At 68.1% G+C, this 20,356-nt stretch carries 17 protein-coding genes and 1 tRNA gene; 5 read left to right on the top strand and 13 right to left on the bottom strand.

Annotation, left to right across the window (positions count from 1 at the left end):
- Positions 1 to 140: 140 nt before the first annotated feature.
- Positions 141 to 1,277 carry a TRAP transporter substrate-binding protein gene (locus MKD50_RS16525; protein ID WP_018005015.1) on the bottom strand — a complete coding sequence of 379 codons (1,137 nt, stop codon included), beginning with the start codon at positions 1,275 to 1,277 and terminating at the stop codon, positions 141 to 143.
- A gap of 468 nt (positions 1,278 to 1,745) precedes the next feature.
- Between MKD50_RS16525 and MKD50_RS16520 the strand changes: the two genes are divergently transcribed.
- A complete protein-coding gene (locus MKD50_RS16520) occupies positions 1,746 to 3,428 on the top strand; it encodes a carbohydrate porin (RefSeq protein ID WP_252667763.1) in 1,683 nt (560 codons plus the stop codon).
- Here the strand turns inward: MKD50_RS16520 and MKD50_RS16515 are convergent.
- The 12 genes from MKD50_RS16515 to def all read right to left on the bottom strand — a co-directional run bounded on the left by MKD50_RS16515 (position 3,412) and on the right by def (position 14,481).
- Positions 3,412 to 4,128, bottom strand: coding sequence for an aquaporin (locus tag MKD50_RS16515; protein ID WP_252667761.1), 717 nt, complete (start codon positions 4,126 to 4,128; stop codon positions 3,412 to 3,414). The two genes, MKD50_RS16520 and MKD50_RS16515, sit on opposite strands and share 17 nt — an antisense overlap.
- 297 nt (positions 4,129 to 4,425) lie before the next feature.
- A complete protein-coding gene (locus tag MKD50_RS16510) occupies positions 4,426 to 4,917 on the bottom strand; it encodes a hypothetical protein (protein ID WP_115702715.1) in 492 nt (163 codons plus the stop codon).
- Between the two features lie 201 nt (positions 4,918 to 5,118).
- Positions 5,119 to 5,469, bottom strand: coding sequence for a BrnA antitoxin family protein (locus MKD50_RS16505; RefSeq protein ID WP_115702717.1), 351 nt, complete (start codon positions 5,467 to 5,469; stop codon positions 5,119 to 5,121).
- Positions 5,435 to 5,722: a BrnT family toxin gene (locus MKD50_RS16500; RefSeq protein ID WP_062795920.1), complete on the bottom strand. Its 288-nt coding sequence runs from the start codon at positions 5,720 to 5,722 to the stop codon at positions 5,435 to 5,437. The genes MKD50_RS16505 and MKD50_RS16500 overlap by 35 nt, the downstream gene beginning before the upstream one ends.
- A gap of 287 nt (positions 5,723 to 6,009) precedes the next feature.
- Positions 6,010 to 6,085: transfer RNA gene (locus tag MKD50_RS16495), tRNA-Phe, on the bottom strand.
- 60 nt (positions 6,086 to 6,145) lie between these two features.
- Positions 6,146 to 6,856: a response regulator gene (locus MKD50_RS16490; RefSeq protein ID WP_115702719.1), complete on the bottom strand. Its 711-nt coding sequence runs from the start codon at positions 6,854 to 6,856 to the stop codon at positions 6,146 to 6,148.
- 52 nt (positions 6,857 to 6,908) lie between these two features.
- Positions 6,909 to 9,341, bottom strand: coding sequence for a sensor histidine kinase (locus MKD50_RS16485; RefSeq protein WP_115702721.1), 2,433 nt, complete (start codon positions 9,339 to 9,341; stop codon positions 6,909 to 6,911).
- Positions 9,338 to 10,183, bottom strand: a complete 846-nt coding sequence (locus MKD50_RS16480; protein ID WP_115702723.1) for a DUF4390 domain-containing protein — start codon at positions 10,181 to 10,183, stop codon at positions 9,338 to 9,340. The genes MKD50_RS16485 and MKD50_RS16480 overlap by 4 nt, the downstream gene beginning before the upstream one ends.
- Positions 10,184 to 10,192: 9 nt before the next feature.
- On the bottom strand, positions 10,193 to 11,623 hold the full coding sequence (rsmB, locus tag MKD50_RS16475; protein ID WP_252667759.1) for a 16S rRNA (cytosine(967)-C(5))-methyltransferase RsmB: 1,431 nt from the start codon (positions 11,621 to 11,623) through the stop codon (positions 10,193 to 10,195).
- A gap of 141 nt (positions 11,624 to 11,764) precedes the next feature.
- On the bottom strand, positions 11,765 to 12,625 hold the full coding sequence (gene htpX / locus MKD50_RS16470; RefSeq protein WP_115702727.1) for a zinc metalloprotease HtpX: 861 nt from the start codon (positions 12,623 to 12,625) through the stop codon (positions 11,765 to 11,767).
- Positions 12,626 to 12,806: 181 nt separating this feature from the next.
- Positions 12,807 to 13,820 carry a methionyl-tRNA formyltransferase gene (gene fmt, locus MKD50_RS16465; protein ID WP_252667757.1) on the bottom strand — a complete coding sequence of 338 codons (1,014 nt, stop codon included), beginning with the start codon at positions 13,818 to 13,820 and terminating at the stop codon, positions 12,807 to 12,809.
- Positions 13,821 to 13,974: 154 nt separating this feature from the next.
- Positions 13,975 to 14,481, bottom strand: coding sequence for a peptide deformylase (gene def, locus MKD50_RS16460; protein ID WP_018005004.1), 507 nt, complete (start codon positions 14,479 to 14,481; stop codon positions 13,975 to 13,977).
- A 160-nt stretch (positions 14,482 to 14,641) separates the two neighbouring features.
- On the opposite strand from def, the gene MKD50_RS16455 reads away from it, so the two are divergent.
- The 4 genes from MKD50_RS16455 to MKD50_RS16440 all read left to right on the top strand — a co-directional run bounded on the left by MKD50_RS16455 (position 14,642) and on the right by MKD50_RS16440 (position 20,340).
- Entirely contained in the window at positions 14,642 to 15,820 is a 1,179-nt protein-coding gene (locus MKD50_RS16455) for a LysM peptidoglycan-binding domain-containing protein (RefSeq protein WP_252667755.1), read from the top strand.
- A 7-nt stretch (positions 15,821 to 15,827) separates the two neighbouring features.
- On the top strand, positions 15,828 to 17,018 hold the full coding sequence (gene dprA / locus MKD50_RS16450) for a DNA-processing protein DprA (protein WP_252667754.1): 1,191 nt from the start codon (positions 15,828 to 15,830) through the stop codon (positions 17,016 to 17,018).
- Between the two features lie 80 nt (positions 17,019 to 17,098).
- Positions 17,099 to 17,503 (top strand): thioredoxin family protein, encoded by a 405-nt coding sequence (locus MKD50_RS16445; RefSeq protein ID WP_252667753.1) that lies wholly within the window; start codon positions 17,099 to 17,101, stop codon positions 17,501 to 17,503.
- A gap of 158 nt (positions 17,504 to 17,661) precedes the next feature.
- Positions 17,662 to 20,340, top strand: coding sequence for a DNA topoisomerase III (locus MKD50_RS16440; protein WP_252667752.1), 2,679 nt, complete (start codon positions 17,662 to 17,664; stop codon positions 20,338 to 20,340).
- Positions 20,341 to 20,356: the final 16 nt, after the last annotated feature.

Raw genomic sequence — 20,356 nt, 5'->3', positions numbered from 1 at the left:
TCCGATCGATGCCGGCGATTCTACCGGGGCCGCGCCATCCCCGCCGGTGCGCCGCGTGCGGAGGCCGCCAACAAAAAACCCCATGCTCCCGAAGGACCATGGGGTTTGCGGCGGGCCCGGCTGCCCGGGCGCCACGCGGCTTACAGCTTGCGCGCGAAGCTGAACTGGGCGTAGCCCTGCTCGGCCACGTTGAACCAGGCCGCCTGGTTGTTGCGGAACACGCGCCAGTCGTCGTAGATCTTCTTGAACGACGGGTTCTTCGCGGTTTCGTCGGCGTAGGACTCCTGGGTCGCCTTGAAGCAGGCCTCCATGATCTCCTTGGAGAACGGACGCAGCTTGACGCCGTTTTCCAGCAGGCGCGCCAGCGCCTGCGGGTTGACCGTGTCGTACTTGGCCATCATGTTGGTGTGCGCCTCGATGGTGGCGGTTTCCAGCGCGCGCTTGTACAGCGCGGGCAGTTTCTCGAACTCGCTGGCCGAGGCGTAGAACGACAGCTGCGCGCTGCCTTCCCACCAGCCCGGGTAGTAGTAGAACGGCGCCACCTTGTAGAAGCCCAGCTTCTCGTCATCGTACGGGCCCACCCACTCGGCCGCATCGATGGTGCCCTTCTCCAGCGCGGGGTAGATGTCGCCGCCGGCAATCTGCTGCGGCACCACGCCCAGGCGCGACAGCACCACGCCGGCAAACCCCGCGATGCGGTACTTCAGGCCCTGCAGGTCGGCCACGGTCTTGATTTCCTTGCGGAACCAGCCGCCCATCTGCGCGTTGGTGTTGCCGCCCAGGAAGTTGACGACGTTGTATTCCTTGAAGAACTCGCGCATCAGCTTCATGCCGTTGCCCTGCATCATCCAGGCGTTCTGCTGGCGTGCGGTCAGGCCGAACGGGATGGTGGTGTCAAAGCACAGCGTCGGGTTCTTGCCGAAGTAGTAGTAGCCGGCGGTGTGGCCGATCTGCACGGTGTTGTTCTGCACCGCGTCCAGCACCTGCAGGCCCGGCACGATTTCACCGGCGGCAAAGACCTTGATGTTGAATTTGCCGTCGGTCAGTTCCTTGACGCGGGCCGACAGCAGCTCGGCACCGCCGTAGATGGTGTCGAGCGACTTGGGGAAGCTCGAGGCCAGGCGCCATTCCACGGCAGGGTTGCTGCCCACCACGGCCGGCGCGGCCGGGCCGCTGGCGGCGACAGGCGCTGCCTTCTCTTCACCCTTGCCGCACGCGGCCAGTGCCCCGGTGGCAGCCACGGCCGACGCTTTCAACAGAAAGGAACGACGTTCCATCTCCACTTCTCCTCTTATAGATATTGATTCGGATGCGGGCGCACGGCTTGCATGAGGCCGCGCGCCGGACCGTCACGCACCGGCCGCCGGGGTACGGCGGCCTGCGCAGCGCAGTGCCTGTTGCGAACGGGCACGGCGGCGTGCCCTGCATGCCGGACGCCGGAACCGCGCCCACGGCCGAGGGCTGTCTTACCCGAAAGACAAGCCAGCCGATTATAGCGGTGGCCCTTTCGGCACGGGGCCTTGCGCAAGTGCGGGTTTTCGCTAGTCGATTGCGTCATTTCCGCTGTTTTTCGTATTGTGAGACGCCGCACGATGTGATGGATTTTGTAACCCGGCTTGCGGTCAAATGGTCTCGGCTGATAAAAAACAGTCCCGCCTCCGGAGCCCTGCCTGCCGGATATCGTGGTTGCCCGCTGAATCGCCTCGTTGCCGTACCAATTGCCTGCTTGTTCTCGTCGACTCCCCGTGAAGCCGCCTGGCGCTTGCGCCGGCCGCCGCGTGCCGCTGCGCCGCCTCGGCTTTGCCGTGCTGACCGCCTGGGGTCTGGCTGCGTGCGCGCAGACCGGCGCTCCGGCGACGGGCGCTGACCAATCCGCGGCAGCCTTGCAGCCGCCGCGCATCGCGCCGCGGCCGGCGGTGCCGGCAACCGTCACCGCGTCAGCGGCGGCACCCGCCCCAGCGGTGGCAGCGGCGACCGCCGCAACAGCGCAATCGCCGGCACCGGCCACCACCGAGGACCCGCTCGCCGCGCTGATCGCCGGCGAAGCGGCGCCCGCGGCAAGCGTCACCGTACCCGCTTCGGCGGACACCAGCGTCGCCGCGTCCCTGCCGCCGGTCGATCCCGACTTCGTCGGCCCGCCCGAACCGCCGGCCCCGCCGCCACCGCCGCTGGTGCTGTTCCCGCCCAGGCTTGGCGAATTCCAGGCCGAGGCGCCCCCTGCCCCGGCTCAAGGCGCTGCGGACGCCGGCACCCCCTCGGACGCGCCGCCGGCGCTGCATTCCCAGTTGCCCGCCGATGACCCGGCCGGGGAGTCCGTGTGGCGCCTGAGCTACAGCGGCCGCGCCGCGGTCGAGGATCGTCCGGCCACCATGCGCGCCTGCCCCGGCGGCGCGCTGTCCACCGGCATCGGCAGCGGGCTGGCCTGCCGCAGCGCGGGCGAGGTCCGGATCCGCGAGTCGGTGCTGGACCTCGACGGCGGCGCCCAGGTGATGCTGATCGCGCAGGCGCGCGGCACGGACGCCACCACCGTCAATGGCCGCCCGGCGGCGATCGATCCCTATGCGCTGGTGCCGCAGTTCTATACGGCGGTGAGCGGGCTGTCGGTGCTGGACGGCGCCACCATGTGGGCCGGCCGGCGCGACAACGCGCCGTTCCTGATGTCGTCCGGCCTGCTGCCGCCCAATTCGACCGCGATGCGCTTCGGCGTGGACAACGCCAGGCTGATCGGCGATATCGGCCTGAACTACCAGTACACCGCGCGCGCCGACCAGAACGGCCAGAACCTGCCCAGCTACCACTCGCTGCGCACCGCGCCGATCCCCACCAATGAACAGGGATCGGTCCAGCTCGGCTTTACACGGGTGGAAGCCCAGCCGCTGGTGGAGGACTCGGGCGGGGCGTGGTGGGCATCGGCGTTGCACGAGCAGCAAGGCGTGCTGTTCGGCACCAACCGGCTTGGGGTTCAGTTCGGCTCGGGTTCGCGCAACGCCATGACCGGCTATACCGGCATGGGACCGTCGCTGTCGCGCACGCGCGTGGCCGACTCGATCGAATGGAAGAGCCGCTGGGGGCTGAGCGGCGCGGTCGAGCAAAGCCTGCAGTTCGACCGTTCGCCGGTCGGCACGCTGCAATGGACCACCACGCGCCTGCGGCCCGCGTACGTCGCCAGCAGCCAGTTCCGGCTGAACTTCGAGGTGTCGCACGACCAGATCTCGTCCGGCTTCGGTGTCAGCGGCCAGCGCACCGCGCTGACGGTGGCGCCGACGCTGACACTGGGCAAGTCGGCCGGCAATGCCAACCTGCGTGCCTTCTACACCTACAGCCGCGCCAGCGATGTGGATGGCATCGGCTACACCGCGCCGGCGGACGCTTGGGCGTCGCAGCCGAGCGGCTCGGTCTTCGGCGTGCAGCTCAATCGGCGCTGGTAGTTGCGCCGCCCAGGCTACTGACCGGGACCGATGTCACCGCGGCGGGTTTGCGGCACAGCCAGTGGAACAGCAGCGTGGCCGCCAGCGCGCCGCCGATCTGCGCCAGCACAAAGCCCGGCACGTCCTGCGGCCGGATCCCGGTGAAGGTATCGGTCAGCGCGCAGGCCAGCGTCAGCGCGGGATTGGCAAATGAGGTCGACGACGTGAACCAGTAGCCCGCGGTGATGTAGCCGGCCACCACGAACGGTACCAGTTGCGGCCGGCTGCGCAGCGTGCCGATGCCTACGCCGACCAGGCCGAAGGTGGCCACGAACTCGCTCCACCACATTGACGGCCCGGTGCGGCTCTGCGCCGACCACGCCAGTGCCGGCTCGCCGAACATGGCATGCGCCGCAAGCACGCCGCAAACGCCGCCCGCCAGCTGCACCAACACGTAGCGCACCGCATCGCGCGGCGTCAGCGTGCCCTGCACCAGCGCCGACAGGCTTACCACCGGGTTGAAATGCCCCCCCGAAACCGGCCCCAGCGACACCAGCAAGGCCACCAGTCCGGCGCCCGTGGCCAGGGAATTGGCCAGCAGCGCGAGCGCGGTATCGCCGGCGGCAAGGCGCTGGGCACGAATGCCCGAGCCGACCACGATCGCCACCAGCAGCGCGGTGCCGAGTCCTTCCGCCACCAGGCGGCGTGCCAGCGTACTCATCGCTGCGCTGCGCCGGCGCAGCGGCGCGAAGCATGGGCGGGACCAAGGCCGGCCCGTGGCTCTGTGTCAGGGCTGGTGGCGGAAACGGGGGAGACAGCGTGCAGCAGCAAGATGGACAACGTCGCCTGAGACGACGCCTCGAACGGTGGCAGGTCGTTGCCACGAGCATGGCAACGCCGCGGCGCAGCGCCTGCGCGCGCGGTCGCGACAGTGTTCCGCCGCGGTCCGGGCGCGTCAATGCGCGCTGGCGATGTTGTGTGCTGACGCCGGGTTTCGAATCGCCCCGTTCAGCGCCATTCAGCGCAACAGGAAGGCAATATCCTCGACCACGATATTCGCCACCGGGATGCCCTTGCGGCGCTGGAACAGGATGTGCTGCTGCACGCGGCTGCGCTGCTCGGCAAACACGGTCGGATCGATCGGCGTGCCCAGGCGCATGTAGTGCTGCACCAGCAGCTTGTAGGCGCGATGGCGCACCTGCATGGCCTCGGTCTCGGCGCGCAGCCGCTTGATCTCGGCCGGGCTGCGGTCGATGGCCTGGTGCAGCTCTTCCACCGTGCGCGCGTGCAGCTCGCGGTAGACATCGCGCTCGGCTTCCATCTGATGCAACTCGTCGCGCAGCGCGCGGATCTTGTGCTGCAGCTTCAGGGTCTGCGACACCGCCTGCTGCATCCGCCCTGCCGCCCCCAGCGCCTGGCTGGCCGCCGCCATGGTGCTCTTCCACAAGCCGCGCTCGCCCGCCGCGGTCTGCGGCGGCCAGTGCTTGTCGGTCCCGATCAGTGTGTCCATCCAACCCCCGGTAACAAAGTATGGGCCTGGGGCCGGGGTATCCGCGTTATGGGTGCGCATTGCAATGCGGCTTGGCCGGCCTGGCCCGTCCCGCCTGGCGGCGGTGCGTGAGGGCATCCTAGAGAGACATGGATCGGCTGCCAAGTAGAAGATTTTTACTTCTGGATTGGGTGTTGCGCGCCGGGCAAAACGACGGCCGCATCAGCGGCCTGGCAGCATGCGGTGCGACTTGGCATAGGCACGCAGCACATCGTTGATGCGCGTCTGCCAGCCATCGCCAGTGGCCTTGAAGGCCTCAACCACATCGCGGTCGCAACGCATGTTCAGCGTCACCTTGCGTTGGCCTTCCGGCAGCGCTGGACGTCCGCGGGGCCGCAGCAGCGCCTGCGCTGCCTTTTCGCCGATCAGCCGGGGCAGTACTTCACGCGCCGGACGCATGCGCGCCAGCTCGGCATCGGTCAGCGGCGGGTTGTCGCGATCGGCCTGCGCTGCGCGGGTCAGGGCCTTGTCTTCGGCGTCAGTCGGGATATGGATTCTGCGTTTCGTTGACATACTTCAATACCTCGCGGCGATTGGCTTTGCGCAGGCTGATCACGCGCATCGTCTCGCCTCGCATCGTGTAGACCATCACAAACACACGGGTGCCGATCAGCCCGGTCGCGATCACCCGCCCTTCACCGTATGCAAACCGCAGGTCGTCGCGTATCAGCGCACCGTCCATCTCGAACGCTTCGGCCAACGCGAGCGGTACCCCGTGCTTGATCTGGTTGGCGAGATCCTTGACCGGATCAAACACGAGCGGCATCAATTTATTGTATAGACGTTAAATAGGCGGGACAAGGAGTATTTGCCAATACAAAAATTCCCTGTCGGCTGCAGCCGGCAAGGGTTTCCTGCTGACGAGAGCGTCACGATGTGCGGGCACGCGCAAGGCAACCTTGACTTCGGTCAGCCGTGTCTAGCGGTTCGGAGAAATGCGACGTGGGTGGGATGCAGATATGTCGCCGGGCGGCGCGGAAGGCCTGGCACGGCTCACGAGAGTGAGCCGACCAATGCAAAAAGCCCGGCTGCAAGAGCCGGGCTTTCCTGTTCTGGTGGCCTGGGACGGAATCGAACCGCCGACACAAGGATTTTCAATCCTCTGCTCTACCGACTGAGCTACCGGGCCAAAGAAGCGAAACTATAACTGGTCTTTTTGGGCCAGTCAAGCGTCATGTAGGGCACTGCCTCAGTGTTCGGCCGGCTCCGGCTTGTTGCGGCCCAGCTCGACGCCGAGCTGCTTGAGCTTGCGGTACAGGTGGGTACGCTCCAGGCCGGTCTTCTCGGCGACGCGGGTCATGCTGCCGTGTTCGCGCAGCAGGTGGTATTCGAAATAGGCGCGCTCGAACAGGTCGCGCGCTTCGCGCAGCGGCATGTCGAACGAGAACTGCATCTCGGCTTCGGGCACGCGCGCCGGGTTGCCGTTGGGTGCGGCTTCGGCAGTGGCCTCGGGCGTAGCGGCGGCCGAGCCGGGTTCCGCCGCCGGCGCGATGGCGGGTGCGGCGGCGGCCGTGGTGGTGCTGCGCGGGCGTTCGATGCCGCGGGCCAGGCCCTGCTCCACCGCGGACAGCAGCTTCTGCAGCGCGATCGGCTTTTCCAGGAAATTGAGCGCGCCGATCTTGGTGGCCTCGACCGCGGTATCGATGGTGGCGTGGCCCGACATCATGATCACGGGCATGGTCAGCTGTCCCTGCGCGGACCACTCCTTGAGCAGCGTGACGCCATCGGTATCGGGCATCCAGATATCGAGCAGCACGAGATCGGGCGTGCCCGCCGCACGGTAATCGCGCGCCTGTTGCGCGTTTTCCGCGAGTTCGACCACATGGCCTTCGTCGCTGAGGATCTCCGAGAGCAGCTCCCGGATTCCCATTTCGTCATCGACTACGAGGATGGTTGCCATACTTCCCCTCTTAACCCCACCGCAGCGTTCCGGGACCGGACGCCAATGTTGACTATGCCAGTTTAACGAACAGGATCGAGATCTGCGCACCGACGATCTCGGCACCTTCCATGCGATTGCGCAGTTCGATGCGCGCGCCGTGTTCGTCAATGATCTTCTTTACCATCGCGAGCCCGAGACCCGTGCCCTTGGCTTTGGTGGTCACATAAGGCTCGAACGCACGGCTCAGGATGCGTGGTGCAAAACCGGGACCATTGTCCGCAATGGTGAGCTTGACGGCCTGCCGGTTCTCGCCGGCAGAATCTTTGTATTCTACAGTCTCGGTGTGCAGAGTGATATGGGGCGCCGCCCTACCGGCCGCGACGTTCTCCGCGGCAGCGTCCTGCGCGTTCTGCAGCAGGTTGTGGATGACCTGGCGCAGTTGCGTGGGATCGCCCTTGATATCGGGCAGTGCACTGCCCAGCGTCGGATGGATCACCGGGTGCTCGTGCACCGCCGGATCGTCGATGCCGTACAGGTGCAGCACCTCGGCCACCAGGCTGTTGAGCTGCAGCGATTGCAGCACCGCCGGCGGCGTGCGCGCGTAGTCGCGGAAATCATCGACCATGCGCTTCATCGCCGCCACCTGGTTGACGATGGTGGCGGCACCGCGCTTGAGCACGTCGGCATCGGTGCCCTCCAGCTTGGGCGAGAGCTTCATCTGCAGGCGCTCGGCCGAGAGCTGGATCGGCGTGAGCGGATTCTTGATCTCGTGCGCCAGGCGCCGTGCCACCTCGCCCCACGCCACCGAGCGTTGAGCGGAAATCACATCGGAAATATCGTCGAAGACGATCACATAGCCGGGCTCGTCGCGCTCGCCGCCCGGCAGGCGCGCGCCGCGCACCAGCAGCGTCAGCGGCTGCTCCTCGCCCTGCGGCAGTTCGATCTGCTTTTGCCAGTGCTCGGCGCCGCCCAGCACCTCGCTGGTGTTCTGGTCCGAGAAGGCCTGGCGCACGATCTCGCCGAACGTGCCCATGCCAGCGATCTGTTCCATCGGCAGGCCCATCACCGCGCCGAAGGGCTGGCGGAAGATGCGCTCGGCGCCGGGGTTGGCGGTAATCAGCACGAAGCGGCGGTCGAACACCAGCACGCCGGCGGTAAGGTTCTGCAGCACGCTTTCGAGGTAGGCCTTCGATTGCTCCAGCGCGGCGCGGTTTTCTTCGACCGCCAGGCGCGCCTCGGCCAGCTGGCGCGTCATCTGGTTGAACTGCTGCGTGAGCATGCCAAGTTCGTCGCGGCTCTTCAGCTCGCGCTTGGGCGACAGATCGCCCTCGGCGACTTCCTTGGTTCCCTGCAGCAGCATCAGCAGCGGCCGCGCCAGCTGGCCGCCGAGCAGCAGCGCCAGCATCACCGCGATAAACACCGCCAGGAACAACGTCAGCGTCAGCGTGCCGATATACATCTTGCGCAGGCCGGTGCGGCCCAGCGCCTTCTCCTGGTACTCCTGGTACGCGCGCTGGACCTCGTCGGCATTGCGCGCGAGCACGGCCGGCACCGGGTGCAGCACCTGCAGGTAGCGCTCTTCGCGCACGGTCTCGCCGACCAGGCCGAAGCCGCTCGACGGCGAATCTTCCGGGCTGCGCTCCACCGACAGGCCCGAGCCGGCCCAGCGCGGCGAGCGTGACAGCGCACGCGGTGCGCTGGCGGCGCCGACCGTATCGTGTGCCGGCCCCGGCGCAGCGCCCAGCGGAATGATCACGCGCAGGCGATACAGGTGGCTGCTGTCGACACGCTCGGCAGCCTGGCCGATATCGCTCGACGGATCGGTGCCGCCCTCCACCGCGGCATAGCCACCGGCCAGCCGTGCCTGTTCCGCCAGCACGCCGGAAGGCAGGTCCGGCACCAGCGAGGCATAGTTGCTGGAAGCGGATGCCAGCACGCGGCCGCTGCCGGTGAAGATGGCGGCTTCCTGCACCCCGTACTGCTCGCGCAGCCGGTTCAGCTGCAGCGAGGTGGCCACGCCCGAAGCGCCCGCCAGCTGTTCGGACATCAGCCGGGCCTTGACCTGCAGGTCGGCCAGCGAGCTGTCGATGGTGGCGCGCCCCAGGTTCAGTCCGGCCTCGAGCGCGGTTTCCACGCGCACGTCGAACCAGGACTCGATGCTGCGCGAGACAAACTGCAGCGACACCAAGTAGATCAGCACGCCGGGCAGCACGCCCACCACGCCGAAGAACACGGCAAGCTTGGTCATCAGCCGCGTGCCAAACTTGCCGCGGCGATAGCGCAGCCACAGCGTGACCGCGAGCGCGCCGACGGTCAGCACCAGCAGCGCGCCGATCACCAGGTTCACCTTGAACAGCAGCGTGAAATAGCGATCGAAGAATTCGGTATTGGCCGACGCGCCGGCCAGCAGCCCCACCAGCACCAGTGCCAGGAACACGATGATGCCGGCCACGACGCGGGACAGTACGCGCCGGAACCGGCTGTCCCACAATGGAGTGCTCATGGCTGGCTCGGGGCCGGCTGCGCCAGCATCGCCGGCGACAACGCGTACGACACGGCCTGCACGTAAAGGCCACGCCCTTCCATCGGGCCACGCTCATTGGCCGCGGCGGGTGCCGAGGCCGCAGCCGGGGCAGGCATGGCGGGCGAGGCCGGCAACGCAGGCAATGCCGGTGGCGGTGCCGGCGGCTGAGGCTGCGGCGGTGGCGCGGGCGGCGCGCTCAGGTCGGTCGGCACGGTGTAGGTGAAGCGCCGCCAGTCGGACGCCAGGTTCCAGTCACGCGTGTTGACGGCATTGATCTGGAACGGCTTGGGCAACTGCGACAGGTCCAGCCGCATGCGCACTTCGGCGTTGTAGGTCTCGCCGGGCTTGACCGCGTTGCGCTCGAACACGCGCCAGCCGCGCACGCGCTGGATAAACTGCAGCGCGCTCTTCAGGCGCGTGAACGGCAGCTGCAGGCCGCCGGTGGAGATGCGGTACTGGCGCGTCAGCGGCTGGTACGACAGGCGCACGCTGCGGGTGGTGTTGACCGGCTTGTCATCGAACCAGTACCAGCGCGAGCGCGAGAGCTGGAAGTCGACCGCGAAATACAGCGAGATGCCCTTGTGCAGCGCGTCTTCGAGCGCGGGCGGCAGGTCGAAGTCGAAGCTGGCGGCAAGCTCGAAGCCGCCGTCCTGGTATTCGACGCGGGCTTCGGTGGCCTCGATGACCTGCGCCTGTGCGGCGCGTGGAAGCCACAGCGCGGCGGCCAGCGCCAGCACCAGCGCGAGTGCCCAGCGCGCCAGAACTCTGCAGCGGAGGTCCACTTCAACGCGAAGGCCTGACAGGCGCGGCGTGCTCGGCATCGGATCAGATCAGGCGCGTTTCTGGAAGCGGGCGTAGAAGAAGCCATCGTGATCGGATGGCAGGCTGGTACGGTTGGTGCTGTCAAGTGTGGCCTTGTCACCGTCCGCGCCCGCGGCAAGCGTTGCATGGGTGCCGGGCAGCAGCTGTCCCGGCGCCTGCAATCGTATCGCATCTGCCAGTTGCTCACCAAACCAGCGCGCCTGCTCCTCGCCCTCCGTTGGGAAAATAGAACAGGTGACATAGACCAGGATGCCGCCCGGCTTGAGCAGTGGCCACAGTTGCGAGACGATGCGGCGCTGCTCGGTGATGAGCTTGGCGATATCGGTTTCGCGGCGCAGCCAGCGGATATCGGGATGGCGCCGCACGATGCCCGAAGCCGAGCACGGCACGTCGGCGAGGATGCGGTCGAAGAGCTGCCCGTCCCACCAGTCGGCGGGCCGGCTGGCATCGCCGACCACGATCTTTGCCGACTTGCCCAGCCGCGCCAGGTTTTCGCCGATGCGGGTGGCGCGCTGCGGATCGCTTTCGACCGCGGTCACTTCGATATCGGCCAACTCCAGCAAATGTCCGGTCTTGCCGCCGGGCGCCGCGCAGGCATCGAGCACGCGCATGCCGTCGGCCACCTCGAGCAGCGGCGCGGCCAGTTGCGCGCCGGCGTCCTGCACCGAGACCGCGCCTTCGGCAAAGCCGGGCAGCTGGTTCACCGGCACCGCGCGCACCAGGCGCACGGCCTGCGGACCGACGACGTGCCCGGCCAGGCCGGCGTTGGCGAGGTCGGTGCGGTACTGCTGCACCGACACGCGCGCGGTGTTGACGCGTACCGTCATCGGCGGGCGCACGTTGGCGCTGGCGGCCAGCGCCATCCACTGGTCGGGGTACGCCTCGCGCAGCATGCGCAGCCACCACGGGGGCAAGTTCCAGCGCGCCTGCTCGTCACGGTTGACCTCGGCCAGCAGCGCCTTGCGTTCGCGCAGGAAACGGCGCAGCACCGCGTTGACCAGTCCGCGCGCATGCGCGGTCTTGGGTTCGGAAGCGGCCGCGCTCACGGCCTGGTCGACCACCGTGAAGGTGCTGTAGCCCGGACGGCTGGCTTCGGCATCGTGGCGCGCCGGGTCGGCGCCATCGTGCCGCTCGCGCGGGCCCGGCCCGTGTTCCAGCAACAGCGCCAGCGCTACTGCCAGCAGCGAATCGACCTGCGCGCCGGGCGGCCGCGTCACCAGCTTGGTCACCAGCGCGCGCGCGGTGCCAAACTGGCGCATGGTGCGGTAGGCGATGTCCTGCAGCGCGCCGCGCGTGGCGGCGTCGCGCACGCGGTCCAGCTTCAGTTGCGCGGCGGCATCCTCGATCGCCTGAGGCAAGGCCGTGCCTTCGCTGACGGCGCGCACCGCAGTGGCGGCACCAAGCATCTGGAAGGCAAGCGAATCGGGAGGCAGGCGCATATCGGTCAGGCGGCGGATCAGGCAGCGGGTAAGGCGTGAATCGGGAAGGCGCGGAGCACGGGCCAAAAAAAGCCCGCCGGTCCACGCGGAACAGCGGGCAGTTTACCTTGTGACGGGGCCGCGCCCCGGATTTCCGGGGGGTCAGGCGGGGTAGGTGCCGGTCTGTGCCATTTGCATCAGGCGCGCGATGCGTTCCTCGGTGGCCGGATGGGTCGAGAACAGGTTGGCGATGCCGCCGCCGGACAGCGGGTTCATGATCATCATCTGTGCCGTGGCCGGATGCTCCTCGGCTGCCTGGAACGGGATGCCCTGCGCGTAGCGGTGGATCTTGTCCAGCGCGCTGGCCAGCGCCTGCGGGTCGCCGCTGATTTCGGCACCACCGCGATCGGCTTCGAATTCACGCGCGCGCGAGATCGCCATCTGGATCAGCGAGGCTGCCAGCGGCGCCAGGATCGCGACGGCAATGCTGGCGATCGGGTTGGTGCGGTTGCCGTTCTCGTCGCGCCCGCCGAAGAACATCGCCATATTGGCCAGCGCCGAGATCGCACCGGCCATGGTGGCGGCGATGGTCGAGGTCAGGATGTCGCGGTGGCGCACGTGCGCCAGCTCATGCGCCATCACGCCGCGCAGCTCGCGCTCGGACAGGACGCGCAGAATGCCGGTGGTCGCCGCCACCGCGGCGTGCTCCGGGTTGCGGCCGGTGGCAAAGGCGTTGGGCGCATCTTCGTTGATCAGGTAGACGCGCGGCATCGGCAGGCCGGCGCGCTGCGCCAGGTCCTGCACCATGCCGTAGAACTGTGGCGCGCTGCCGGCATCGACTTCCTGCGCGTTGTACATGCGCAGGACCATCTTGTCCGAGAACCAGTAGGAGAAGAAGTTCATGCCCAGCGCGATCAGCAGCGCGAACATCATGCCGCTGCGCCCGCCGATCATGCCGCCGATGACGATGAACAGCGCCGTGATGGCCGCCATCAGCATGAAGGTCTTGACCCAGTTGAACATTGCGGTGATCTCCGTGAAATCGTGACGCGCCCCGGAAAAGCTGACGCGATGCCCGTTAGATAGGGGCCGATCGCAGAAAATTCAACGGCCGTCCAACGGCCATTGCAATGTTGCCCACCCGCAGGCAGAGGGGCGCCGTACGCGGCACATCAAGCGTCATGTGCGGCAAAGGGCTGCCTGCTCACGCCGCCGCGGCGCCGTTGCCGGGCACCACGCAGCGCGTGCCCGGCGGTAGCGGCAAGGCTTGCAGGAACTGCTGCGCCGGCTGGCGGCGGCCGCCCGGCTTCTGCAGCTCGGTGATCTGCAGCGCGCTGCCCTCGCCGCACGCGATCAGGATGCCGGCGGCGTCGGCCGCCAGCACCGTGCCGGGCGGATGCGGCAGGCTGCTGGCCGCCGCCAGCGGCACGGCCTGCCAGCACTTGATCACGGTGTCGCCTACCTGCACCGTTGCGCCCGGGAACGGGTTGAAGGCGCGCACCTGGTTGGCCAGTTCGGTGGCCGGGCGGCGCAGGTCCAGCGGCGCTTCGTCCTTGGCGATCTTCTCGGCGTAGGTGACGCCTTGTTCCGGCTGCGGTGTGGCCGGCAGCGGCCGGCCGGCATCCAGTTGCCGCAGCGCGTCGACGATCATGCGCGCGCCGAGCGCGGCCAGGGTGTCGTGCAGCGTGCCGGTGGTGTCGTCCGCGCCGATCGGCACCGCCTCGCGCGTGAGCATGTCGCCGGTGTCCAGGCCCTCGTCCATCTGCATCAGCGTGATGCCGGTCTCGGCGTCGCCCGCCTCGATGGCGCGGTGGATCGGCGCCGCGCCGCGCCAGCGCGGCAGCAGCGAGCCATGGATATTCAGGCAGCCCAGCCGCGGCAGGGTCAGTACCTCGGCCGGCAGGATCAGGCCGTAGGCCGCCACCACCATGACATCCGGTGCGATGCCGGTAAGCGTTTCGATGGCCGCCGCGGCCTCTTCGGGATACTTGCCCTGGCGGCGCAGCGAACGCGGCTGCAGCACCGGCGCCAGGCCATGGGCGACGGCGAACTGCTTCACCGGGCTGGCCTGCAGCTGCATGCCGCGGCCGGCGGGCCGGTCGGGCTGGGTCAGCACCGCGACCACCGGAAAGCCGGCGGCGTGGATGGCTTCCAGCGCGACGCGCGCAAACTCGGGCGTGCCGGCAAAGGCGACACGCAAGGGGCTGGCTTGGGACATGGCAGGTTTCCGTGGCCTGAAATGGCACCGGCCGCTGTAGCGGCCGGTATCGTGGTTCTTCGGAAGTCATAAAGATAACAGACCCCGCGCCGGTGCCACACGCGCGGGGCCGGATTCCGGCGCCCTGTTACATCTTTATTGCCGCATCGGCGACTTACATGCGGGTGCGCTCGCGCTTCTGCAGCTTGCTCTTGATGCGGTTGAGCTTGAGCGGCGACAGGTACTCGACGAAGACCTTGCCGCGCAGATGATCGATCTCGTGCTGGATGCAGACCGCCAGCAGGTCGTCGGCATCGAGCTCGAAGCTTTCGCCTTTCTCATTGAGCGCGCGCACGCGCACGCGGTCTGGGCGTTCGACCCGGTCATAGACCTCGGGTACCGACAGGCAGCCCTCTTCCCACACCTTGCGATTGTCGCTGGCCCAGACGATCTCCGGGTTGATGAAGACCTGGAGCTGGTCGCGCGTTTCCGATACGTCGATCACCACCACCTGCTCGTGCACGTTGACCTGGGTCGCGGCCAGGCCGATGCCGGGCGCTTCGTACATGGTTTCCGCCATGTCCTTGACCAGCTGGCGGATGCGGTCGTCCACCGCGGCCACGGGTTTGGCGACGGTGTGCAGGCGGGGATCGGGGTAGGTCAGGATGTCGAGTTTTGCCATGATGCTGGGGCGCAACGCCGGCTGCTGCCGGCAACCGGGCCGCGTTGCGGCGGCGGATGTTTACATGCAGAATCGGGGCGCAAGTACAAAAATTCAAGGCGCGCCGCAACAGGCACGCTCTCCCGGGTCAATCCGGCCGAACCACCGGCCGGTCAGGAAAATGCGCGATCTTACCAAAGAACACCAGGCGGCGTCGGGCCGCAGGCTGCACGCGTTCATCCCCAGATTTCTTGCTTATCCGTTACTGAGTGCCGCGGCCTTCACCGCCGCGCTGCCGGCGCCGGCGGCGGACCTGACGGTCACGCCGGCCCAGCAGGCCGAAGCCCAGCGTAGCGCCCGGCACGGCATTCCCGTGGCTGATCTTGCCGCCAACGCGCCATCGCAATATGCGGTGCGCCCCGGCGACACGCTGTGGGGCATCTCGGGCCGCTTCCTGCGCCAGCCGTGGCGCTGGCCCGAGCTGTGGGGCATGAACCGGCAGCAGATCGGCAATCCGCACCTGATCTACCCGGGCCAGATCCTGTACCTGATCCAGCGCGACGGGCGCGCCTGGCTGTCGACCACGCCGGGCGGCGGCGACACCGTGCGCCTGTCGCCGCAGATGCGCAGCGGCGCCGCCGACGGCGCCGCCATCCTGAGCATCCCGGCCGCCGAGATCGAGCCCTTCCTGATCCGGCCGCTGGTGGTCGACCAGGGCACGCTGGACACCTCGGCGCGCATCGTCGCGGTGTCGGAATCGCGCGTGATCCTGGGCCGCGACGACACCGGCTACGCACGCGGCATCCCCGCGGACGTGCCGCAGGGCAGCGACTGGCAGGCCTACCGCCCGCTCACCCCGGTGCGTGATCCCGTGACCCAGGCCGTGCTCGGCTACGAGGCTGAATATGAAGGCAATGTGCGCCTGGCACGTGGCGCGCAGGGCCCGGACGCGGTCTCGACCATGCAGGTCACGCAGGCCAGGCAGGAGATGGGCGTTGGCACGCTGCTGATGCCGCAGCCCGCGCGCGAAGCCTTGCGCTACGTGCCGCACGCGCCCGATGCCCAGCTCGACGGCCGCGTCGCCAAGGTCTATGGCGGGGTGGAATTCGGTGGCGCCAGGCAGGTGGTGGTACTCAACCTCGGCAGCCAGGCCGGGGTGGAACCGGGCCATGTGCTGGCCCTGTCGCGCACCGGCGAAACCGTGACCGACAAGACCGACAGCAACCGCGCCATCCGGCTGCCGGACGAGCGCTACGGGCTGGCCTTTGTCTTCCGCGTGTTCCCCGGCGTCTCGTATGCGCTGGTCACCGACGCTTCCAACGTGATCGCGGTCGGCGACCGCGCCACCTCGCCGCGCTGAGCCGCTCTTGGTGACATCTCCGGCGGCGCCTGTCGGCGCCGCATCCCCTTGCCATGCCGGCGCCGGCGCGCCAGCCGCCATCCGCGATGCCGACGACCTGCAGGCCTGGCTGCAACTGGCCTGTGCCCCCGGCGTCGGCCCGGTCGCGCTGCGCTTGCTGCTGGCGGCGTTCGGGCTGCCGCGGCAAGTGTTGGCGCAGAGCGTGACGGCGCTGTCGGCCGTGGTCCCGGTCAAGCTCGCTCGCGCGGTTTTGGCCAGGCCGGGGGCAGGACTGCCGGCGTTGGTCGAACGCACGCTGGCGTGGCTCGGCACGCCCGGCAACCATCTGCTGACGCTAGCCGATGACGCCTACCCTCGCCGCCTGTTCGACCTGCACGATCCGCCACCGCTGCTATATATCAAAGGCGATCCCGCGCTGCTGGCCCGTCCCGCGGTCGCCATCGTCGGCGCGCGCAATGCCACCGAGCAGGGCAAGCGCGATGCGCAGGCGTTCGGGCGCGAGCTGTCCGAGTCGGGCCTGACGGTGATCTCCGGCCTGGCGCTGGGGATCGACGCCGCCGCCCATGCCGGCGGCCTGCTTGGCTGCGGCGGCACCATCGCAATCACGGGGACGGGGGCTGACCGGGTCTATCCCGCCGACAACCTGGCCCTGGCCCATGAGGTCGCCCAGCGCGGCGCCGTGGTTACCGAGTTTCCGCTTGGTATGCAGGGCCTGCCGGCCAATTTCCCGCGCCGCAACCGCATTATCGCGGCGCTGGCACACGGGGTGCTGGTGGTGGAAGCCGCGGCGCGCTCGGGCTCACTGATCACCGCGCGGCTGGCCGCGGAGCTCGGGCGCGAGGTGTTCGCGGTGCCGGGATCGATCCACGCGCCACTGTCGCAGGGTTGCCACCTGCTGCTGCGCCAGGGCGCCAAGCTGGTGGAGCGCACCGAGGACGTGCTGGAGGAAATCAACCTGGGGCCGGCCGCAGCGGTCCGTGGCGAGCCTCCCGCGTCGGCCCGGGCTTCGGACCAGTCTGAATTTGCCAATGCCGCCGACCCCCTGCTGGCCGCCCTCGGCTACGATCCGGTTACGCTGGATGCGCTGTGCGAGCGCAGCGGCCAGTCCCCGGACGCCGCCGCGGCGCGGCTGCTGGAGCTGGAACTGGCCGGGCATGCCGAGCGTCTACCGGGAAACCTGTTCCGACGCCTGGTGTGAAGGCAGCGCCGGGGCGGTGCGCAATACCGATACAATCGCCGGCTGTCCGTGTGTCGCGGGCACCTCATGTTTCCGATGCCATGACCGTTTACTTTCCTGAACGTGATGCCGGCGCCATCGCCGACCGCCTGGCGGCACGGCCGCAGGGCCGCCTGGTGGCCTGCCTGTGCGCGCAGTGGTGCGGCACGTGCCGGGACTACCTGGTGGCGCTGACGGCCCTGGCCGCGCGCCATCCGGACGATTGCTTTGTCTGGATCGATATCGAGACCCATGCGGATGTGCTTGGCGATACCGATATCGAGAATTTCCCGACCGTGCTGGTGCAGCCGGCCGCTGGTGGCACGCCGCAGTTCTATGGCACCCTTCTTCCGCATATCGAGGTGCTGGAGCGCATGCTCACGCGTGGTGCGGCCATGCCGGCGCCCGCGGAAGACGTGCCGGAGGTGCTGGAGTGGTTGCTTGGCGGGGGGCGCGGAGGCGCCTAGGCCGCGCATGCGACGGCAGGCGGGTCGCCGTCAGCCTGGCTTGCACCGCCGTCGAAACCGCGCTTATTATTGGCGCCTCAAAGCCCCCCGGCGTTCTGATTACTACGTTTGCAGTGCAATTAGCGGGTTGCCGGATGCAGCCCGCAAGGACCCTTCCCATGTCAAAAGCCCTCATCATCGCGGAAAAGCCGTCGGTCGCGGCGGATATCGCCCGTGCCCTCGGGGGGTTTACCAAGCACGACGAGTATTTCGAGAACGATGACTACGTGCTGTCCTCCGCCGTCGGCCACCTGGTCGAGATCGCCGCGCCGGACGAATACGAGGTCAAGCGCGGCAAGTGGAGCTTCGCCAACCTGCCGGTGATTCCGCCGCACTTCGACCTGCGCCCGATCGCCAAGACCGAGTCGCGCCTGAAGGTGCTGAACCGGCTGATCAAGCGCAAGGACGTGACCGCGCTGATCAACGCCTGCGACGCGGGGCGCGAAGGGGAACTGATCTTTCGCCTGATCGCGCAGCAGGCCAAGGCCAAGCAGCCGGTGCGCCGGCTGTGGCTGCAATCGATGACGCAACAGGCGATCCGCGACGGCTTTGCCGCCCTGCGCGAAGACGAAGACATGCTGCCGCTGGCCGATGCCGCGCGCTGCCGCTCCGAGGCCGACTGGCTGGTCGGCATCAACGGCACGCGCGCCATGACCGCGTTCAACAGCAAGGGCGGAGGCTTCTTCCTGACCACCGTGGGCCGCGTGCAGACGCCGACGCTGTCGATCGTGGTGGAGCGCGAAGAGAAGATCAAGCACTTCGTGCCGCGCGACTACTGGGAGGTGCGCGCCGAGTTCATCGCCGCAGCCGGCCTGTACGAAGGCCGCTGGTTCGATCCCAAGTTCAAGAAGAACGAGTTCGACCCCGAGGCGCGCGATTCGCGGCTGTGGAGCGAGGCCGAGGCCAAGAGCATTGTCGCCGCCTGCCGCGACAAGCCCGGCACCGTCACCGAGGAATCCAAGCCGTCGACGCAGCAGTCGCCGGCGCTGTTCGACCTGACCACGCTGCAGCGCGAGGCCAACTCGCGCTTCGGCTTTTCGGCCAAGAACACGCTCGGCCTGGCGCAGGCGCTGTATGAAAAGCACAAGGTCCTGACCTACCCGCGTACCGACGCGCGCGCGCTGCCCGAGGACTACCTGGACACGGTCAAGCAGACCATGGACATGCTCGCCGACAGCTCGCCCAACTACCTGCCGCACGCCAAGAAGATCCTGGCGCAGGGCTGGGTCAAGCCCAACAAGCGGATCTTCGACAACAGCAAGATCAGCGACCACTTCGCCATCATCCCGACGCTGCAGGCGCCCAAGAACCTGTCCGAGCCGGAGCAGAAGCTGTACGACCTGGTGGTGCGCCGCTTCCTGGCGGTGTTCTTCCCGGCGGCCGAGTTCCAGGTCACCACGCGCATTACCGAAGTCGCCGGCCACCACTTCAAGACCGAAGGCAAGGTGCTGGTCAACCCGGGCTGGCTGGTGATCTACGGCCGCGAAGCGCAAGGCGACAAAGATGCCGCCAACCTGGTGCCGGTGGCCAAGGATGAAAAGGTCAAGACCGACAAGGTCGAGGGCGTCGGCCTGACCACCAAGCCGCCCGCGCGCTACAACGAAGCCACGCTGCTGTCAGCGATGGAAGGCGCCGGCAAGCTGGTCGACGACGACGCACTGCGCGAAGCCATGGCCGGCAAGGGCCTGGGCACGCCGGCCACGCGCGCGGCGATCATCGAAGGGCTGCTGACCGAGAAATACCTGGTGCGCGAAGGCCGCGAGCTGATTCCCACCGCCAAGGCGTTCCAGCTGATGACGCTGCTGCGCGGCCTGGGCGTGCAGGAACTGACCCAGGCGGAACTGACCGGCGAGTGGGAGCACAAGCTCTCGCAGATCGAGCGCGGGCGCCTCAAGCGCGACGAGTTCATGCGCGAGATCGCGCAGATGACGCAGCAGATCGTCAAGCGCGCCAAGGAATACGACAGCGACACCATCCCGGGTGACTATGCCACGCTGGACACGCCATGTCCGCAGTGCGGCGGGCAGGTCAAGGAGAACTACCGCCGCTTTGCCTGCACCGCGTGCGAATTCTCGATCAGCAAGATCCCGGGTGGCCGCCAGTTCGAGATCGACGAAGTCGAGGAACTGCTGCTGAAGAAGGAGATCGGTCCGCTGCAGGGTTTCCGCAGCAAGATGGGCCGCCCGTTCGCCGCCATCCTCAAGCTGGGCAAGGACGACGAAGGCCATTACAAGATGGAATTCGACTTTGGCCAGAACGACGACGACAACGACGGCGAGCCGGTCGACTTCAGCGGCCAGGAGCCGGTGGGAACCTGCCCGAAGTGCGGCGGCTCGGTGTTCGAACACGGCATGAAGTACGTCTGCGAGAACAGCACCACCAGCCCCAAGAGCTGCGACTTCACCACCGGCAAGATCATCCTGCAGCAGGAAATCAGCCGCGAGCAGATCGGCAAGCTGCTCAACGAAGGCAAGACCGACCTGCTGACCGGCTTCAAGTCGTCGCGCACGGGCCGCAACTTCAAGGCCTTCCTGGTCAAGCAGCCGGACGGCAAGATCGGCTTCGAGTTCGAGGCGCGCGAGCCAAAGGCGGGCGCCAAGACCGCGGCCAAGGCCCCGGCCAAGGCGGCCTCGCGCGGCACGGCGGAAGCCGAAGCGGCGCCGGCGCCCAAGACAACCGCCAAGACTGCGGCCAAGACCGCCGCGGCCAAGGCGCCGGCGAAGAAGGCCGCGGCAAAGAAGGCGCCTGCCAAGACCGCGGCGGCCAAGAAGACGCGCGCGGCAGCGGCCGGCGAGTAAGCGCAGCCGCCCATGC

The organism is Cupriavidus mimosae (genome assembly GCF_023952485.1).
GTDB lineage: Bacteria > Pseudomonadota > Gammaproteobacteria > Burkholderiales > Burkholderiaceae > Cupriavidus > Cupriavidus taiwanensis_C.
The sequence above is the reverse complement of the archived record's forward strand: the minus strand, read 5'-3'. Positions and strand labels throughout refer to the sequence as shown.

Bases quoted from the DNA above. Each gene is read 5' to 3' on its own strand.
- MKD50_RS16480 (WP_115702723.1), bottom strand. From the start codon at position 10,183: ATGCCGAGCACGCCGCGCCTGTCAGGCCTTCGCGTTGAAGTGGACCTC.
- MKD50_RS16500 (WP_062795920.1), bottom strand. From the start codon at position 5,722: ATGCCGCTCGTGTTTGATCCGGTCAAGGATCTCGCCAACCAGATCAAG.
- htpX (WP_115702727.1), bottom strand. From the start codon at position 12,625: ATGTTCAACTGGGTCAAGACCTTCATGCTGATGGCGGCCATCACGGCG.
- MKD50_RS16525 (WP_018005015.1), bottom strand. From the start codon at position 1,277: ATGGAACGTCGTTCCTTTCTGTTGAAAGCGTCGGCCGTGGCTGCCACC.
- MKD50_RS16510 (WP_115702715.1), bottom strand. From the start codon at position 4,917: ATGGACACACTGATCGGGACCGACAAGCACTGGCCGCCGCAGACCGCG.
- MKD50_RS16485 (WP_115702721.1), bottom strand. From the start codon at position 9,341: ATGAGCACTCCATTGTGGGACAGCCGGTTCCGGCGCGTACTGTCCCGC.
- MKD50_RS16440 (WP_252667752.1), top strand. From the start codon at position 17,662: ATGTCAAAAGCCCTCATCATCGCGGAAAAGCCGTCGGTCGCGGCGGAT.
- MKD50_RS16490 (WP_115702719.1), bottom strand. From the start codon at position 6,856: ATGGCAACCATCCTCGTAGTCGATGACGAAATGGGAATCCGGGAGCTG.
- MKD50_RS16505 (WP_115702717.1), bottom strand. From the start codon at position 5,469: ATGTCAACGAAACGCAGAATCCATATCCCGACTGACGCCGAAGACAAG.
- MKD50_RS16455 (WP_252667755.1), top strand. From the start codon at position 14,642: ATGCGCGATCTTACCAAAGAACACCAGGCGGCGTCGGGCCGCAGGCTG.
- def (WP_018005004.1), bottom strand. From the start codon at position 14,481: ATGGCAAAACTCGACATCCTGACCTACCCCGATCCCCGCCTGCACACC.
- MKD50_RS16515 (WP_252667761.1), bottom strand. From the start codon at position 4,128: ATGAGTACGCTGGCACGCCGCCTGGTGGCGGAAGGACTCGGCACCGCG.
- fmt (WP_252667757.1), bottom strand. From the start codon at position 13,820: ATGTCCCAAGCCAGCCCCTTGCGTGTCGCCTTTGCCGGCACGCCCGAG.
- rsmB (WP_252667759.1), bottom strand. From the start codon at position 11,623: ATGCGCCTGCCTCCCGATTCGCTTGCCTTCCAGATGCTTGGTGCCGCC.
- MKD50_RS16445 (WP_252667753.1), top strand. From the start codon at position 17,099: ATGACCGTTTACTTTCCTGAACGTGATGCCGGCGCCATCGCCGACCGC.